General features: G+C 73.8%; 12 protein-coding genes. 6 read left to right on the top strand and 6 right to left on the bottom strand.

Annotated features, from left to right (window positions below):
- The first annotated feature begins 31 nt into the window (after positions 1-31).
- On the top strand, positions 32-2,623 hold the full coding sequence (locus ACFZBB_RS07035; RefSeq protein WP_391118648.1) for a hypothetical protein: 2,592 nt from the start codon (positions 32-34) through the stop codon (positions 2,621-2,623).
- Here the strand turns inward: ACFZBB_RS07035 and ACFZBB_RS07030 are convergent.
- The 4 genes from ACFZBB_RS07030 to ACFZBB_RS07015 all read right to left on the bottom strand — a co-directional run bounded on the left by ACFZBB_RS07030 (position 2,593) and on the right by ACFZBB_RS07015 (position 7,360).
- A complete protein-coding gene (locus ACFZBB_RS07030; protein WP_355343896.1) occupies positions 2,593-5,004 on the bottom strand; it encodes a right-handed parallel beta-helix repeat-containing protein in 2,412 nt (803 codons plus the stop codon). The two genes, ACFZBB_RS07035 and ACFZBB_RS07030, sit on opposite strands and share 31 nt — an antisense overlap.
- Positions 5,005-5,122: 118 nt before the next feature.
- Positions 5,123-5,752 carry a hypothetical protein gene (locus tag ACFZBB_RS07025; RefSeq protein ID WP_391118646.1) on the bottom strand — a complete coding sequence of 210 codons (630 nt, stop codon included), beginning with the start codon at positions 5,750-5,752 and terminating at the stop codon, positions 5,123-5,125.
- A 94-nt stretch (positions 5,753-5,846) separates the two neighbouring features.
- The gene (locus tag ACFZBB_RS07020) at positions 5,847-6,674 is read right to left on the bottom strand and encodes an MOSC N-terminal beta barrel domain-containing protein (protein WP_391118644.1); all 828 of its coding nucleotides are present in this window, start codon (positions 6,672-6,674) and stop codon (positions 5,847-5,849) included.
- Positions 6,675-6,727: 53 nt separating this feature from the next.
- A complete protein-coding gene (locus ACFZBB_RS07015) occupies positions 6,728-7,360 on the bottom strand; it encodes a DUF6643 family protein (RefSeq protein ID WP_391118642.1) in 633 nt (210 codons plus the stop codon).
- A 195-nt stretch (positions 7,361-7,555) separates the two neighbouring features.
- On the opposite strand from ACFZBB_RS07015, the gene ACFZBB_RS07010 reads away from it, so the two are divergent.
- Positions 7,556-8,881, top strand: a complete 1,326-nt coding sequence (locus ACFZBB_RS07010) for a TerD family protein (protein ID WP_391118640.1) — start codon at positions 7,556-7,558, stop codon at positions 8,879-8,881.
- Between the two features lie 68 nt (positions 8,882-8,949).
- Here the strand turns inward: ACFZBB_RS07010 and ACFZBB_RS07005 are convergent, their stop codons facing one another.
- Complete coding sequence (locus tag ACFZBB_RS07005) at positions 8,950-10,107, bottom strand: glycosyltransferase (RefSeq protein ID WP_391119280.1); 1,158 nt, start codon at positions 10,105-10,107, stop codon at positions 8,950-8,952.
- Between the two features lie 348 nt (positions 10,108-10,455).
- Here ACFZBB_RS07005 and ACFZBB_RS07000 point away from each other — a divergent pair, with 348 nt between their 5' ends.
- Together ACFZBB_RS07000 and ACFZBB_RS06995 are read left to right on the top strand one after the other, a co-directional pair.
- Positions 10,456-11,217 (top strand): aspartate/glutamate racemase family protein, encoded by a 762-nt coding sequence (locus tag ACFZBB_RS07000; RefSeq protein WP_391118638.1) that lies wholly within the window; start codon positions 10,456-10,458, stop codon positions 11,215-11,217.
- A 46-nt stretch (positions 11,218-11,263) separates the two neighbouring features.
- Entirely contained in the window at positions 11,264-11,809 is a 546-nt protein-coding gene (locus ACFZBB_RS06995; protein WP_391118636.1) for a hypothetical protein, read from the top strand.
- A 76-nt stretch (positions 11,810-11,885) separates the two neighbouring features.
- Here the strand turns inward: ACFZBB_RS06995 and ACFZBB_RS06990 are convergent, their stop codons facing one another.
- A complete protein-coding gene (locus ACFZBB_RS06990) occupies positions 11,886-13,028 on the bottom strand; it encodes an O-antigen ligase family protein (RefSeq protein ID WP_391118633.1) in 1,143 nt (380 codons plus the stop codon).
- 188 nt (positions 13,029-13,216) lie between these two features.
- Here ACFZBB_RS06990 and ACFZBB_RS06985 point away from each other — a divergent pair, with 188 nt between their 5' ends.
- The gene (locus ACFZBB_RS06985) at positions 13,217-13,726 is read left to right on the top strand and encodes an NUDIX domain-containing protein (RefSeq protein WP_391118631.1); all 510 of its coding nucleotides are present in this window, start codon (positions 13,217-13,219) and stop codon (positions 13,724-13,726) included.
- A 384-nt stretch (positions 13,727-14,110) separates the two neighbouring features.
- Positions 14,111-16,888: a BTAD domain-containing putative transcriptional regulator gene (locus tag ACFZBB_RS06980; RefSeq protein ID WP_391118629.1), complete on the top strand. Its 2,778-nt coding sequence runs from the start codon at positions 14,111-14,113 to the stop codon at positions 16,886-16,888.
- Positions 16,889-17,141: the final 253 nt, after the last annotated feature.

The raw sequence follows: 17,141 nt of genomic DNA, 5'->3' as shown, positions 1-17,141 counted from the left end.
CCGGAGGGAACAGCGAGGGACGGGGGACGCAGTGTCACCACAAACGGGAGCGGGAGCGGGAGGCGGAACGGACGCGCGGGCGGCGGAAGCGGAGGCGAGAGCCGAAGCGGACCCCGAGGCGAACACCGGACCCGAAGCCGGTACGTGCGAGACGCTCGCGCTGGAACTCCTCGTCCACGGAGTCGGCGGCACCACCCCCGCCCTCATGCTCGACGACTCCCGCATCGTCTGCGTCGCGGGCGACGACATCGCCGGGATACACCGCCGCGTCCGCGACGCCGACGCCGAGGAGCACCCCGAGGAGCACCGCGACGGCCCGGTGGCCGAGGCGTACTGCTGGTCCAACCTCACCTCGGGCAACGGCAGCCGCGCGCTGTGGCTGCTGCTCCTGCCGTTCATGATCGCCAACCTGGCGCACTGGATGCGGCCGCCGTCCACCCGGCACCGGCTGCGCCGCGCCTACGACGTCCTCGTCCGGCTGATCGCGCTGACCCTCACCGTGCTGCTGGTCGCCGCCGCCTGCGAAGTCGCCCTCGACATCGTCGCGTGGCAGTGCGCGGGCCGGGCCGCCTGCGCCCGCGACAAGGCGTGGCTCGGCTTCGCGGCCGTCGAGCGCGGCGGCTGGTGGAGCGAGCCCGGCCGCCGCCTCGCCCTGGCCTCCACCGCACCGCTCGCCCTGACCTGCCTGCTGTGGTGGCTGTCCCACCGCACCTGGTACGCGTACGAGTCGCAGCGCCCGAACGACCGGCAGGCCCCGCCGCCCGGCTCCGGCACCCCCGCCCTCGCGCTGCCCGGCTTCTGGTACGGCCGCCGGTCCGTCGCCCGGCTGCGCACCGCCCACACCGCCGCCGGCCTGCTCACCGTCGCCGCCGCCCTGTGCGTCCCGGCCCTGCGCTACGACCACGGGCACGGCGGGCGGGCGCTCCCGGCGGCCGGCTGGACGCTCGCCGGGCTGCTCGCGGTCCTCGGCACGGCGGCCGTCGTCGCCGCGTGCCGGGCCCGCCGTACCGAGAACGACGTGGACGACACCACCGACCGGCTCACCACGCGGGTCCTGCTCAACGGCACGGCGGCGGCCCTGACCGCGGCCGTCGTCTACGGCGCCTGGCACCGGCCCGGCTGGACCTCCGCCGGACGGCTGCCCGCCGCGCAGACGTTCACCGCGCTCACCGTGCTCCAGGGCGCGCTGATCGCCGCGCTCGCGGTGACGGCGCTGCTCCTGCACCGCTCGCCTCCGCCGGAGTACGCGCCGACGTCCGCGGCCCCTCGCGGGTCCGCCGACGCGCCCGACGATTCACCTGAGGACGTGCCTGACGACGTGCGTGACGACGTGCCTGACGACGCGCCCGATGACCTGCCCGCCGACCGCGGGGTCGCGCTGCGCGGGCTCGCCGGGCCCGCCGTCGCGCTGCTGGCCTGTGCGATGGGCGGAGTGCTGACCGGCGGGGTGGCGCAGCGGTGCGCGGACTGGCTGGACCGGGGTCCGACGCCCGGCGAGAAGGGCAGCTCGCTGGCCGGGCCGCCCGCCGTGCTGACCTGGGAGGCGTCCGTGATCCCCGCCGTCCTCGCGGTGCTCATGCTGTGCGCCGCCGTGGTGATGTGGCGGCTGCGGCGCCGGGAGCGGGAGCTGCGCGCGGAGGTCGAGCGGATGTACCCGGACGAGCCGCACCACAGGACCAGGACCCGGCAGATCGCCGGGACCCTCGCCCGCGCCGGGCTGACCGACAGCGCGCCGATGCTGATCGCCGTGGTGTGCGCGGCGTCGTTCGCCCTGGGGGCCGGGGCTCTCGTGGGCGCCCTGCGCTCGGGCGGCACACCGGGGGAGACCGCCGCCGGGGCGCCGGGCGTCCTCGACGCGGTCGCCGGCACCGCGCAGGCGCTCGGCTCCTGGATGGTCGGCGCCGGAGTGGTGGCGCTGATCGCGCTGGGCCGGCGGGCGTACCGCGACGCCTCCGCGCGCCGTACGGTCGGCATCCTGTGGGACGTCGGCACCTTCTGGCCGCGCGCCGCGCACCCCTTCGCGCCGCCCTGCTACGCCGAGCGCGCGGTGCCCGACCTGAGCTGGCGGATCCAGACCTGGACGCGGCGCACCGGCGGCCGGATCATCCTGTCCGGCCACTCGCAGGGCAGCGTCCTTGCCGCCGCCGCGGTCTGGCAGCTCGACCCGGCCACCCGCGCCCGCGTCGCCCTGCTCACCTACGGCTGTCCGCTGGCCCGGCTCTACGGCCGCTGGTTCCCCGCCCACTTCGGGCCCGACCGGCTGCGCGCGCTGCACGACGACATGCACGCCTGGCGCAATCTGTGGCGCCGCACCGACCCGATCGGCGGCCCGGTCCGCCTCGGCGGCCGCTCCAACGCACAGGACAAGCGCCGCAGTTCGGCCGCGCCGTACGTCGACCGGGGTCCGCTGCTCGACCCCGTCGCGTACGGCCGCAGTCTGTACCACCCGCTGCCGGAACCGGTGCTCGGGCACTCGGACTTCCAGGCCGACCCGGCCTTCGCCGAGGAACGCACGGCGCTGCTCGCCGAGTTGGCGCGGTCAGGACCGGAGCGGGCCGTACGGTCCGCCCCGGCGCCGACCTCGCTGCCCGTTCAGGGCAGCTCTGGCAGATCCTCCGGGTAGAGCAACTGGAGCTCCTCGTGCGTGGGTTCCTCGACCTGCGCCAGCCGTCCCGCGTGCCGCTCGACCATCGCCTCGAACGTCTGCCGGGCCGCGCGGCCGTTGCCGAACCCCGGCCCCTTCGGGATCGCCGTGAAGTACTTCAGCAGCGCCTCGCCCGCGTCGTCCGCGAGTTGGTACTCCTGCTCCAGGACCTGCGACTCCACGATCCGCAGCAGCTCCTCCGCGGTGTAGTCGCCAAAGGTGATGGTCCGTGAGAAACGCGACGCCACACCGGGGTTGGAGGCGAGGAAGCGCTCCATCTCCGCGGTGTACCCGGCGACGATCACCACCACCGCGTCCCGGTGGTCCTCCATCAGCTTCACCAGCGTGTCGATCGCCTCGCGCCCGAAGTCCCGCCCGGAGTCCTCGGGGGCCAGCGCGTACGCCTCGTCGATGAACAGCACACCGCCGCGGGCGCGTTCGAACGCCTCCTGGGTACGGATCGCCGTCGACCCGATGTGCTCGCCCACCAGGTCCACCCGCGCCACCTCGACGAGATGGCCGCGTTGGAGCACACCGAGTGACGCCAGGATCTCCCCGTACAGCCGGGCCACCGTGGTCTTGCCGGTGCCGGGGGAGCCGGTGAAGACCAGGTGGCGGCGGAGGGAGGGCGCCTTCAGCCCGGCCTCCTGGCGGCGGCGGCCGACCGCGATCAGGTCGATCAGCGTGCGCACCTCGCGCTTGACGCTGTCCAGGCCGACCAGCGCGTCCAGGTCGCCGAGCACGTCGTCGCTGTCCCGCGCGACCTGCTCGGGCGGCGCGGTCTCGGCCACCGGGCGCTGCTCCGGAACACCGCCGAGCAGCCCGTACGACTGTGTCGCCGCGGCCTGCTGCACGGTCGCGGCGCCCGAGGGCACCGGCACCGGATCGGCCTCCGTCGCCGCCCGGTCGCTGGTGCAGTCCTCGGTGACCGGGCCCGGCTCGGCGAATTCGTAACCGCCGCGCGCGCAGCGCTCGGTACGGCAGCGGGTCAGCGTGGACCGGCAGCCGTCGATGATGTGGAAGCCGTAGCCGCGGCTGCCGGTGACCCGGACGGCGGTGAAGGTGCCGCGGCCCTCGGCCGAGACGTAGATGCCGGACTCGGCCGCGTTGGTGACCGTGCAGCGGTCGAGCGCCGGGTCGGCGCCCTTGGTGACGATCACCCCGGTCGCGGTGTCGTCGATGGTGACCTGCGCGAGAGTGCCGCCGCTGCCGTGGTCGCGGAACCAGGCACCGGTGGCGGCCTCCCGGATCCGGCAGTCGTCGAGCTGGACGTTCGCGCCGTCGCTCACCGACACCGCGGTGTTGCGGATCTGCGAGAAGTCGGTGTCCACGACATCGGCGCGCGAGCCCCGGTCCAGGACGAAGAGCGCGTCCGGCACGTCGTGGACCCGGCAGGAATCCAGTATGGCCACGGCGCCGTCGCTCACCCAGACCGCCGGGTAGTCGCCCGTACTGTCGTGGATCTCGCACTGGTTGGCGTCCACGCGGGTGCCCGGGTCCCACACCGACAGGCCGTTGCGGCCGAAGCGGCGGACCTGGCAGCGAGTCAGCGTCAGCACCGAACGCGCCCGCAGGTCGACCGCGTTCTCCGGGATGTCGTGGATGTCGCAGTCGGCCATCGCCAGCACCCCGTCGGTGTCCAGCGAGATCCCGTCGCCGGTCGTGCGGTGCACCTGGCAGTCGGTGAAGTGCGCGGAGGCGCGCGCGGAGACCTGCACACCGCTGCCGCGGATCTCGTAGACCTCGCAGCCCACCGCCTCCAGGGCGCTGCCCTCGCCGGTCACCGAGAGGCCCGAACCCGAGGTGTTGTGCACCCGGCAGCGCTCGAGGCGCGGCGCGGCTCCGCCGCGTACGGCGATCCCGCTCTGGCCCGCGGCGACCACCTCGCACTCCTCGAACAGCCCGCCCGCGGCGTCCAGCACGCTGATCCCGAGGCCGCCCGGATTGTCCACCGTGCACTGCCGCACCGTGGGCCGGGCGCCGTCGCGCACCTCAAGGCCCACGGCGGAACGGGTGTTGATCCGCAGGCCCGTCAACTCGGGCGCGCACGCCTCGACGAGCAGCGCGGCGGCCGAGATGTCCTGGCCCTCGACCACGAGGTCCTGGACGGTCGCGGCGGCCCGTACGGTCAGCGCCACGCCCGAGGCCGGGGCGATCCGTACCGTCCCCGCGCCATCGGCGCAGCGCAGTGTCACCGCGCGGTCCAGCACCAGATTCTCCCGGTAAGTGCCTGAACTCACCGAGAGGATGTCACCGTCCGCCGCCGCTTCGACCGCGGCGGCCAGGGACTCGTACTCGCCCGTGCGGCGGCGCCACCGCGAGCTGTTCGGATTGGTCACCTGGACCACGCCATGTGCCATCGGGCTGCTGTGCCCCCACCTCTTGCATCTGCTGACCGGGGACCCACCGTAGCGTGCGTGGAAGGCGGCTGTTGACGAACACCGGTCCGCCCGCGGTCCCGCCCGGTCGTCGCGCCGCTCAGCCGCCCGCTCCCGCGCGGCCCCAGTCCTGGCCGACGCGGGCCCAGTCCCGCTCCCAGCCCGTCAGCCGGCGGCTCATCAGCCGCCACATCACCAACTGCCGTACGATCATGAGGAATCCGGCGGCGGACGTCGCGGCCGCGGTGCCCGCCAGTACGGAGTGCGTGGCGGCGGTGGCCGAATCCAGCGGTGGCGCGACCAGTTCGCCCGAGCGGTCCGTCCACAGCCAGATACCGCCCTTGCGCCAGACCTCGATGTCGCCGGGCACCGTCGCGCTGTAGACGGATTTGCCGTCCGGGGACTTCCAGCGCAGCAGATCGCCGCGGCGCGGATCGGCGGTGCCGACCTTGTCGGCGACCACGGGCATCGTCGTGTCCGGCGGATCCAGCACGGTGGCGGGGACCAGCCGCCGCTGCGCGTTCTCGGTGCGCACCACCCGCTGGAGCGCCCGGTCCACCGAACTGCCCGCCCACCAGCCGAGCGCGGGGGTCGCGCACAGCAGCACCACGGTGGCCACACCGAGCCATGCCTCGACGAGATCGGAGCGGCGCCGCAGCGGATTGCGCCGCCACCGCCAGCCGAGCTTCCTGAGCCGCGTGCGGTGACGCTGCCGACTCTGGCGATTCATGGACGGAACCCCCTTCACACCCGTTCAACTACCGCAAACGGCGCGACTCATGCGTGTGGATCCGCGGGGGTCGCGGGAGCGCCGCGGCGACGCGTTACTCCACGATGGTCAACGGGTCGCCGACCCGTAGGGTTCCGGGGTTCTCGGGGATCAGATTCTGGCCGAAAACGAGACTTGAACCGATCCTGCGGTACTTCCCGAGGGTGTGCAGCGGCTCCTTGCCGCGTCCGGCGCTGCCCTGGTCGGTGGTGGTGATCACGCACCGCCCGCAGGGCTTGGGGACGCGGAAGGTGACCTCGCCGATCCGTACCCGCCGCCAGTCGTCCTCGGCCCACGCCTCGGTACCGTCCACGACCGCGTTCGGCCTGAAGCGGTTCATCGGCAGCGGGCCCTCCTCGGCCCGCTCGCCCCGCGCGATCAGCGAGTTGAGGGCGGCGAGCGAGGCGGTCGTGGTCACCAGCAGCGGAAAGCCGTCGGCGAGGCTGACCATGTCGCCCGGCGCGGAGAAACCGGGGTCGACCGGCCGCCGGACCGCGGGGTCGTCCATGTGCATCAGCCGCACCGGGCGGCCGAGATAGCCGCTGAACCAGTCGTCGGCCGCCTGCCCAGCGGGCACGACCTCGATCTTGTGGGCGAAGAGCGTCACCGTCTCCAGCGGACCCGGCTCAGGCACCGCGACATCGAGGGGCGGCAGCCCGGGACCGGTCAGCCGCAGACCGCCACCCCCCACGGGTTCGGCGGCCAGCAGCGCCATGCGCGGCTGTTCCCGCTGTGTCACGGCCTTGCCCCGCTCGCGGTCGACCAGCATCCAACGGCGGTCAGCGGTGAGCCCCCACGGCTCCACGACCGCTGTCCGCATGCTGATTCCACGCAGCGACTTGACCGGGTAGATGTGCAGCGCGCTGAGGACGGTCGAGGTCATACCGCCATCCTGCCAGCACACGTGCCGGGCCGATCGGCCCAGGAGGTACCTGATCAGCCCTGGTAGTAACCGCCTCCGGCGGCCGGGGGAACACCCTGGCCGAGGTTGCGCCGCGGATACTGCTCCTCCGGGTGGCCGCCGGGCGCCTGCCGCGGCGGCACGGGACGCGGCGGCACCGGCCGCGCGGCCTCGTAGCCGGAAGGGGAGGGCTGCGGCGGCTGCGCCGGGTACCCGCCGCCGTTGCTGTAACCGTTGCCGGTGCCCGCCCCGTTGGAGCCGCCGCCGTTGAAAGCGCCGCCGTTGCCGCCGTTGAAGGCGTTCCCGTTGAAGCCGCCGCGCGGAGCGGCGGTCTGCTGGGGGATGTACGGCGCGGGCGGCGGCTGGTACGCGGGCGTCGGGTAGCCGTTCTGCGCGGCGGGCTGCGGCTGGGTGTACTGCGGCGTGGGGGCCGACGGCCCCGACGGCAGAGCCGGGAGCGCGGGCAGCGCGGGAAGGTTGCTGCCGGGGTAGCCGCTGTATCCGGTGCCTGTCTCGTACGGGGTGTAGGACGGCACGCGGATGGGGGCGATCTGCGGTGTGCCTCGCTCGGCCACGAGGCTGTCGTAGATCGGAGTGTCCGGGAAGGACGAGGACGAGGGGTAGTAGCCGCTGTAGCCGCCACCATAAGAACCGCGGGGGGAGCTCATGAGCCATAAGTTAAGCCCACGATGTGGTCGTTGGGGAGACCGATTAGCGGGTTGTTTGCGCTGCGTGTTGCGCGGTCCTGTCCCCAATATGAGCGAATCCGGGGAAAACGGTCAGCGTCTCATGATGTGATCAGGTAAAAGCCGTGCGTCCTTGGTGTTACCGGACGTCTCGGCGCACGTGCGAGGGGGCATCCGATGACGCTGCGCAAGGGCGAGAACATGCCGCTGCCCACGGCGGTCCTCCAGGTGGAATTCACCAGGCGGGCGGGTACGGGCATCCCGCGCGCCGACGTCTGCGCGCTGCTCGTGGCGGACACCGGGGCCCGCGATGCGGACGATCTGGTGCACGCCGCCGCACCCGTGCACCCCTCCGGCGCGGTGCGCTACGCGGCTGGCGGAACGCCGGGCCCGGACCCGGCCGCAGGCACGGTCACTGACACTCTTTCGGTTGACCTCACGTCCGTCGAAACGGCCGTCACCTCCGTGCTGATCGTCGCCCGCTCCGACGGCGGCACCTTCGGCCGGATCCCCGGACTGCGGCTGCGCGTCACCGACGGGGGAGCGGAGGTCGCGCGCTTCGACTGCGAGGGCGCGACCACGGAGACGGCGTACGTCCTCGGCGAGTGTTACCGGCGCGGCGGCGGCTGGAAATTCCGGGCGATCGGGCAGGGGTACGGCTCCGGGCTCGCGGGGCTGGGCGCCGCGTACGGGCTGCGGGCGGATCAACTGCCGGAGCGGCTGCCGGAGGTGATGCCCGATCCCGTACCCGAGCCCATGTCCGATTCCATGTCCGACCCTCTGCCCGAGGCGACGCGTGCCGTCGCTGTGGAGCCGACCGTTGTCGTACCCGTCGTACCGCCCGCTCCGATGGCGCCGCCCGTTCCGCCGTCGGCGCCCGCGCCCGTACGGCTGTCCAAGGTCACGCTCACGAAGGACGCGCCAGCGGTCTCGCTCACCAAACAGGGCGGCGCCACGGGCGCGTTGCGGGTCAATCTGAGCTGGCGGGTCGACTCGGCCCGCGGCGGGCGGTTCCGCAAGGGCGGCGGCGTCGATCTCGACCTGTGCGCGCTCTTCGAACTCTCCGACGGCAGCAAGGGCGTGGTGCAGGCCCTCGGCAACGCCTTCGGCTCGCTCTACCAGCCGCCGTTCATCCTGCTCGACGGCGACGACCGCACCGGCGGCAGCGCGTCCGGCGAGAATCTGACCGTCAACCTCGACCACACCGCCCACTTCCGGCGGATCCTCGTCTTCGTGACGATCTACGAAGGCGCCCGCAGCTTCGCGGGACTGCACGCCACCGTCACGCTCCAGCCGCAGTACGGCGCCCCGGTCGACTTCGTCCTCGACGAGTGCACCGTGCAGTCCAACGTCTGCGCCCTCGCGCTGCTGGTCCGCGAGGGCGACGACCTCGTCGTACGGCGCGAGGCGCGCTATCTGGTGCCCAGGCGCGGCGTGAGCCCGCAGCGCACGACGGACTACGCGTACGGCTGGGGTCTGAACTGGACGCCGGGCCGCAAGTGAGGTGTGACTGAACGGACTTGGCGCGGGTCTCGACGGGCTCCGTGCCGACGGGCTGGACGCCGCGCGCTCTAAACGGAGGCGTCGGGCCGCGCGTAGGTGCGACCCTTCCAGGCCGCGCCCCGGCCGCGGTAGTGCTCGACCGCCGAGTCGACGGTCATCAGCAGATACAGCGCCGCCGTGTACGGCAGGGTCGGCGCCAGCCACCACGGCTGGCCGTAGTACCGCAGCATCGGTACGTAACTGGCCGCCATCGCCGCCCACGCCGCGAGCCCCAGCGCGCACAGCGGCCAGGCCCCGGCGATCGCGCCGCCGACCGCCGCGAGCGGCGGCACGAGATAGATCAGCGCGAGCCCCAGCACCGTGCCGAGCAACACCGCCGGATTGTGCCGGAGTTGCGCGTACGCGCTGCGCGAGACCATCCGCCACAGCTCGCCCAGGTCCGGGTAGGGCCGCACGCTGTCCACGCGTTCGGCGAGCCCGAGCCAGATCCTGCCGCCCGAACGCTTCACCGCGCGGGCGAGCGCCACGTCGTCGATCACCGACTGCCGGATGGAGTCGGGCACGCGGGCGGCGGCCACGGCCGACGCGCGGATCAGCACGCAGCCGCCCGCGGCGGCGGCCGTACGGGAGCGGGCCTTGTTGATCCAGCGGAAGGGGTAGAGCTGCGCGAAGAAGTACACGAAGGCCGGGACGATGAGCTTCTCCCAGCCCGTCTCCACGCGCAGGCGTGCCATGAGCGAGACCATGTCGAGGTCGCAGGAGACCGCGGCGGCCGTCAACTCGCGCAGACTGTCCGGCCGGTGGGCGATGTCGGCGTCCGTCAGCAGCAGGTAGTCGGGGCCGCCGCGCTCGGCGGCCAGCGTGATGCCGTGCCGTACCGCCCACAGCTTGCCCGTCCAGCCGGGCGGCGGCTCGCCGGGAGAGGAGACCGTCAGCGGCAGACCTCCGTGCCTGTCGTGCAGCGCGTGGGCCAGGTCCCCGGTGCCGTCGGTGCTGCCGTCGTCGATCAGGAAGACCTCGGCGTGCCCCGGATACTCCTGGGCCAGCAGCGACGGCAGGCTCACCCCGATCACCTCCGCCTCGTCCCGCGCGGGCACGACGATCGCGATCGACGGCCACTCGTCCAGCGCGCCCCGCCGCGGCAGCCGCACATCGGTCCGCCAGAATCCCCCCTGCCCGACCACCAGCCACACCCAGGCCAGCAACGACACCCCTGCGATCACCATCAACACCGTCACGCCCCGCAGTCTGCCGCACCCACCCCCCGCCACCCGCCGCGCCCCGCCCTCCCCGACCGCGGATCCCCCGACCGCTGACGGCCGCGCGGCGACGGCGGTACCAACCGCCTGCGGCGGCGACAGCTCCGGTCCGGGCTGCGGCCATGGCCCCCTCCGTATGGACGCGGTCCCCAGCCGCCCGGCGCGCCCCGCCCTACTCGAAGCGGACCGAACCCCCGACCGCTGACGGCCGCGCGGCGGTCGGCGGTCGGGGGTTCGGGGGCCGGCATCGGGGCATGGACGGCCCGTGGGTGGTGACGCGGGCGGCGGGGCGGGGGGCGTCGCTAGAGTGGCGGGGTGAAGATCGCACTGGTGGACTCCGGGATCGGACTGCTCGCGGCGGCGGCGGCCGTACGGCGGCTGCGGGCGGACGCGGATCTGGTGCTGTCGTCCGACCCCGAGGGAATGCCGTGGGGTCCGCGCGGCGCGGACGACGTGACCGGGCGGGCGCTGGAGTGCGCGCGGGCCGCGGTCGCGCACCGGCCCGACGCGCTGATCGTCGCCTGCAACACCGCGACCGTGCACGCGCTGCCCGCGCTGCGGGCCGCCTTCGAACCTGCCGTGCCGGTCGTCGGCACCGTGCCCGCGATCAAGCCCGCGGCGGCGGCCGGCGGCTCCCTCGCGATCTGGGCGACACCCGCGACGACGGGCAGCGCGTACCAGCGCGGACTGATCGCGGATTTCGGCAACGGCGCGCACATCACCGAGGTGCCCTGCCCCGGTCTCGCGGACGCCGTGCAGCACGGCGACACCGTGGCCGTGGCCGCCGCGGTCGCCGCCGCCGCGGCGCTGACCCCCGCCGGAGCGCGGGCCATCGTGCTCGGCTGCACGCACTACGAACTCGTCGCCGACCGGATCGCCGCGGCCGTCCCCGGCGCCGTGCTGTACGGCTCGGCGGACGCCGTCGCCGCGCAGGCACTGCGCCGTGCGGGGTCCGCCGCCCGGGCGACCGGCGGCGGCCGGATCGAGGTCGTCCTCAACGGCCGGTCGGCCCCGCTCCCCGCGGCGGCGCTGGCGTACGCCGAAGGCGCCTCATTGGTGACACCCGCCACCGCCTGAGTGCATAGGGCTGCCTTCTGGTGGGTATCCCCGTATCCTTCACAGCATGACGCACCCTCCTCGGCCGGAGAGCGGCGCGCCCCAGGTCTGGACGGGGCGGGCCCGTAACCGCATGCAATGGGTGCTCGCCGCCTGCGGTGCCGCCTGCATGGCGCTGGGCATCGAGCTGGCCGTGGAAGGCCCCGACGCCGCCTCGGGCCTGGCCCCGCTGGTGATGTCCGTGGTGGGCTGCGTGGCCGTCGGACTGCTGGTGCTGTTCGGCACCGTCGCCTTCACGCACGTCAGGGTTCGGGTCGACCACGACGCGGTCGACGTGCGCTGCGGCCACATCGGAGTGCCGCGCCGCCGTATCCCGCTGGAGCAGGTCAGCGGCGCCCAGCTCGCGCCCCTGGTCAGCCCGCGCAACTGGGGCGGCTGGGGTTACCGCTGGCGCCCCGAGGAGGGCACCGCGGTCGTCGTCCGCCGTGGCCAGGGCCTGGTCATCGACCTCGGCAGTGGTCGCCGCTTCACGGTCACCGTAGACGACGCGCAGGGCGCCGTGGACACCATCCGCGACCTGCTGACGCTGCGCCGCCACACCTCCGGCGCCTGACCCGCGTCCCGCGGGCCGGAGGCGCCCAGGCCCGCACACCCGTATCCGGGGCGGGCCCCGAGGCCGCGCCACCCGGTCAGCGCAGTGGACCGAATCCGTCGTCCGGCAGCAAGGGGCCGGGCGTCGATGCGGCCACCGGCGGGCAGCCGTCGTCCGGCAGAGGGCGGGCCGTGGCCATGCCCGCGAGGAACCCGGCTCCCGCCGTGACCACGGCGTAGCTGAGCACGTGGTCGACGGTGGCGAGCAGGGCGAGCCCGGTGAGGGCGGCGCCCGCGGTGAGGACGACAGGGGTGGGGCGCGGCGAGCGCCACAGGGCGTACAGCAGCCAGCCGAAGGCGACGGCGAGCAGCGCCGCGCCCGGAATGCCCTGCTCGGCGGCGAGCTGGAGCGGCGCGGACGGCGGTGAGGCGGCGACGGCGGTGGTGGCGTCCGCGGGCGGACCGGCGTTCTCCTCGGTGAACCGCTCGGGCCCGACCCCGCGCAGCGGGTGCCGCTCGGCCAGGTCGATCGCCTCGTGCCACAGCTCGACCCGCGGCTGGGTGAGCTGGCCGGTCAGCGATTCGGACAGACCGGACGGCAGGGCGTCGACCGCGACGGCGTAGCTGCCGCCGACGGCGAGCGCGGCGGCCAGCGCCAGCCCGCACAGGCCGAGCAGCCGCCGCCGCATCCGGGCGGCGGCCAGCGAATACAGGACGACGGCGATCCCCGCCGCGAAGCCCGCCGCCGAGCCCAGCGCGAACGCGGTGACGGCGGCGCCCGCCGCGACGAGCCGCAGTCCGAGCCGCCACCCCTTGCCCTGGACCGCCCACGCGGCGCAGCAGGCGGCGCCGACCGCGAGGACCAGCAGCGCGGCGTCGGCGTTCGGATAGCCGAGCGGCGGCGCGTCGGGGTGCGCGGACAGCCGGCTCGGTGGGACGAGGACCAGGGCGAGTACGGCCACGGCCGCGACGGCGGGCGCGAGCACCGGCAGCAGTGCGCCCAGGATGCGGCCGGCCGCGTATCCGGCGCTGACCGCGAGGATCGCGAGCAGGGTGCCCTCGGGGCGGGCGGCGCGGCCCGCGGCGGCGATCAGCGTCCAGACGCCGCAGCAGACGAGGAGGGCGATGCCGACGGCGTCGGTGGTGCCGCTGTACGGACGCGGTTCGCGCCGCGGCGGGCGCGGCGCTCCGGCCGCCTTCGTACGCGTGGCGCCCGGCGTCTCGCCGGCCGTCGTGTCCATCCCCCGGTACCCCCTGCCACCCGGGCGCGACGGGGTACCGTCACACCCGCGTTCCCCGCGTGGGCGCTGTCTGTCGCCACCGTAACGGGTGACACCCCGACCTGTGGATACGTCGTACGGGAACCCGGCACCACTTGGGAAACCTGGTGCTGGTGTGGCGTTCACCGTCGTTCTCGTACGCTCTGGGCATGGCGATTCCCGAATTCATCCGAGACATCCGCGCGAAGGCGGGGGACACCCTGCTGCTCCTGCCGGGTGTGGTGACCGTCGTCTTCGACGACCGCGGCCGGATCCTGCTCAACCGCCGTACGGACACCGGGAAATGGGCGCTCATCAGTGGCATCCCCGACCCGGGCGAGCAGCCCGCCGAGGCGGCCGTCCGGGAGATCGAGGAGGAGACCGGGGTGCACGCCGTCGTCGAGAAGGTGCTGAGCGTCTTCACCAACGAGCCGGTGAGGTACGACAACGGCGACCGCGCCCAGTACATCGACATCGTGCTGCGCTGTCGGGCCGTCGGCGGCGAGGCGCGGGTGAACGACGACGAATCGCTCGACGTGCGCTGGTTCGCGCTGGACGAACTGCCGTCGCTCGGCCCGATCGCGCGCGGCCGGATCGAAATGGCGCTGCGCGACGACCCCACGTGGTTCGCGCCCGCCGCCGCTACGGGAGCGGCGCACCCCGGATACCCGGCCCCGTAACAGCCGCACCGAGGACACCGGCCCGCGCGGGGGTACGAACGAGGCCCGGGTGCGGAGCCGCCCCGTGCCGGTTCCGAACCCGGGCCTCGCCCAGGGGAGGCACCGCGCGTGCCCCGGCCGCCGGCCGCCGGGACCCGAGGCGTGTGCCATCGAGCCGATCTTCACGCCACACCCCCGTTGGGTGGCGGAAGACCGCCAAGCTTGTTTGCCTTCACCGCACTGATCGACTAATCAATCGACTACATCGACTACGCAACTGAAAGGCCTGGCTCAAGCATTGGGCACGGCGGCCTCAACTCGTCCTCAACTGGTCCTCATTGGAGCCCGCGGTCTATGATGCAGTTTCCGATCACAACGCCGGGCGAGCCCGGTAAGGGGGACGGCGTGAGGTTTCGGGTCCTCGGCGCCTTGGAGGCCTGGTCCGGTCAGACCCGAATACCCTTCGGCGGGCCCAGGGAACAGCGAGTCCTCGCGCTGCTGCTCCTCGAAGCCAACAGGACCGTATCGCTCAGTCACCTCGTCGACGCCCTCTGGGACGAGACTCCGCCCGCCACGGCCGGAAAGCAGATCCGCAACGCGGTGTCGCGACTGCGCTCGGCGCTGGTCGCCGCCCCTGGTGGGACCGGGGACATCACGGCCGTCGGAGACGCGGGATACCGGATGGCGGTGAGCGAAGGCGCGCTGGACAGTGCCGAATTCGACCGTCAGGTGGCCGCCGCGGAGTCGGCGCGCGTCGCGGGCGACCTCACCGAGTGTGCGGAACTTCTGGGCGCGGCCCTGGAGTTGTGGCACGGACCCGCGCTCGCCGGGCTCTCGGGGCGGGTGATCGAGGCCAGGGCAGCGGCCTGGAACGAACGGCGGCTCGCGGTTCAGGAGACCTATACCGACCACCAGTTGGCCCTCGGGCGGCATACGGAAGTGGTCGCCTCGCTGTCCGCGATCGTCGCCGAGTACCCGCTGCGCGAGAAGCCGGTCAGCCAGCTCATGCTTGCACTGCACCGCGGCGGCAGACAGAGCGAGGCGCTCGCCGCCTTCCACGGGCTGCGCACCCGCCTGGCCGACGAGATGGGCCTGGACGTACCGCCCGCGCTCGACCTGCTGCACCAGCGGATTCTCGCCAATGATCCCTCGGTCGCCGCCCCCGAGAAACCGCGGGCCACGGAGGGCGGACCGGTCGCCGCCCCGGCCCGCGTGCCCCGCCAACTCCCCGCCGCCTCACGGCACTTCACCGGCCGTCGCAGACAGCTCAAGCTGCTCGACGAACTCCTCGACCATGCCGTGCAGTTCGGCGGCACCGCCGTCATCTCGGCCATTGACGGCACCGCGGGCATCGGCAAGACCACGCTGGCCATCCACTGGGCGCAGCGCAATGCCGAGCGCTTCCCCGACGGCCAGCTCCACGTCAATCTGCGTGGATTCGCGCCCGGTTCCCGCCCGTTGGCGCCGGTCGAGGCGATCCGCAGCTTCCTCGACGCGCTCGGGGTGCCCGCCGAGAGCGTCCCCGAGGAACTGGACGCCCGCGCCGCGCTCTACCGCACCCTGCTGGCGGGCCGCCGGGTCCTGATCGTCCTGGACAACGCGCGCGACACCGACCAGGTCCGACCGCTGCTGCCCGGCAGCACCTCCTGCGCCGTGGTGATCACCAGCCGCAATCAACTGACCGGCCTGATCGCCGCCGAGGGCGCCACCCCCGTCACCCTCGACCTGCTCAGCGCGGTGGAGTCGCTGGACCTGCTGGCCCGCCGCCTCGGCCCCGAGCGCACCGCCGCGGAACCCGAGGCCGCCGCCGAACTGGTCGAGCTGTGCGCCCGGCTGCCGCTCGCCCTGAGCATCGCCGCCGCCCGCGCCCTCGTCTCGCCCCGGCTGTCGCTCGCCGACCTGGTCGCCGCGCTGCGCGACGTACGCCACCGGCTCGACACCCTCGACATCGGTGACGCCTCCACCGACCTGCGCGCGGTCTTCTCCTGGTCGTACGGGCACCTGTCGGAGAGCGCCCGGCGGATGTTCCGGCTGCTGTCGGTCCACCCGGGACCCGACATCACCGTCCCGGCCGCGGCGAGCCTGACCGGGGTGACCGTCGCCGAGGCGCGCCGCGCGCTGTACGACCTGACCCGCGCCCACCTGGTGATGGAACATGTGCCGGGCCGCTTCACCTTCCACGACCTGCTCCGCGCGTACGCCGGTGAGCTGACCGCCACGCACGACAGCGAGGCGGAGCGCCGTACGGTCCTGCTGCGGGTGCTCGACCACTACCTGCACACCGCCCACGCGGCGGCCAGGCTGCTGAGCCCGGTGCCGATCCCGCTGACGCTGGGGGACCCGGAGCCGGGCGCGGTGCCCGAGACGCTCGCCGACGCGCGGCGGGCGGCGGAGTGGATGGAGGCCGAGGAGCAGGTCCTGATGGCCACCGTCACGCAGGCCGACGTCAACGGTTTCGACGTGCACTCCGACCGGCTCGGCTGGATCCTGATGGGCGTCTCCGACCGGCGCGGCCCCAACCCGGCCTCGCCGCCCGACCCCTGGGGCCCCCGGCGCTCCGGCGTGCACCGGGGTCTCGGCACCAGCTACTCGTGGCTGGTCGCCTACCCGGCCGCCCTCACTCACCTCGAACACTGCGCCGGGGTCTACCGCGACCTCGACGACAGCACCGGTCTCGCGCACACCTACTTCGGCCTCAGCTCGGTGCTCGAACACCGCGGCCGCTACCAGGAAGCGCTCGAATACGCCCAGCAGGCTGCGGAGTTGTTCAACGTCGTCGCGCACCAGCACGGCGAGGCGCGGGCCCGTAACGCGGCGGGCTGGCTGCTGGGCAGACTCGGCGACTTCTCCGCCTCTCTGACGCAGTGTCAGCAGGGCCTGGCGCTCTACAGTGTGCTGGGCGACCGGCCGATGCAGGCGGTCGCCTGGGACAATCTGGGCTACGCCCACCACGGGCTCGGGCAGTACGCGGAGGCCGTCGCCGCCTTCGAACGGTCGCTGGAGATCACCCGGGCCTTGGGCGACCTCGCCGAGGAGGTCGTGACGCTCAGCTATCTGGGTGACACCCATCACGCCGCCGGTGACACGGCCGCCGCGGCCGGGGTCCGCCGCACCGCCCTGACCATTCTCGAAGGGCTCGAACCCCGCGAGGTCGCCGTGCTGCGCGAGGTGACCCACCTGTAGCCGCCGGTTGACGGGCCAGAAGGCGTCTGTCACGGTTTTCCCAGGGGCTTGTCCTGCCCCACAACAGCCTCCGTGGGGGAACTCCCCTTCACACGGGGGCTTTTCGCCGCCCTGACCGCCCCGTGGGCGCCGGGCGAGCACACCCCCGCACCCGCGCGTTCACCTCGGCGATTCCCGCCGGTGGCCGCGCCGGTGTCACGCCTGTGATCCCTGCCTCACCGCCCGACGGCGATGTCACATCCGCTCGCGGAGG

The organism is Streptomyces sp. NPDC008139, from assembly GCF_042957025.1.
In the GTDB taxonomy this organism is placed as follows: domain Bacteria; phylum Actinomycetota; class Actinomycetes; order Streptomycetales; family Streptomycetaceae; genus Actinacidiphila.
This window is presented reverse-complemented; position numbering and strand designations above follow the sequence as displayed.

Excerpts from the sequence above, each read along its gene's own strand:
- ACFZBB_RS07030 (WP_355343896.1), bottom strand. The coding sequence starts at position 5,004 with ATGGCACATGGCGTGGTCCAGGTGACCAATCCGAACAGCTCGCGGTGG.
- ACFZBB_RS07025 (WP_391118646.1), bottom strand. The coding sequence starts at position 5,752 with ATGAATCGCCAGAGTCGGCAGCGTCACCGCACGCGGCTCAGGAAGCTC.
- ACFZBB_RS07020 (WP_391118644.1), bottom strand. The coding sequence starts at position 6,674 with ATGACCTCGACCGTCCTCAGCGCGCTGCACATCTACCCGGTCAAGTCG.
- ACFZBB_RS07015 (WP_391118642.1), bottom strand. The coding sequence starts at position 7,360 with ATGAGCTCCCCCCGCGGTTCTTATGGTGGCGGCTACAGCGGCTACTAC.
- ACFZBB_RS07010 (WP_391118640.1), top strand. The coding sequence starts at position 7,556 with ATGACGCTGCGCAAGGGCGAGAACATGCCGCTGCCCACGGCGGTCCTC.
- ACFZBB_RS07005 (WP_391119280.1), bottom strand. The coding sequence starts at position 10,107 with ATGGTGATCGCAGGGGTGTCGTTGCTGGCCTGGGTGTGGCTGGTGGTC.
- ACFZBB_RS06995 (WP_391118636.1), top strand. The coding sequence starts at position 11,264 with ATGACGCACCCTCCTCGGCCGGAGAGCGGCGCGCCCCAGGTCTGGACG.
- ACFZBB_RS06990 (WP_391118633.1), bottom strand. The coding sequence starts at position 13,028 with ATGGACACGACGGCCGGCGAGACGCCGGGCGCCACGCGTACGAAGGCG.
- ACFZBB_RS06985 (WP_391118631.1), top strand. The coding sequence starts at position 13,217 with ATGGCGATTCCCGAATTCATCCGAGACATCCGCGCGAAGGCGGGGGAC.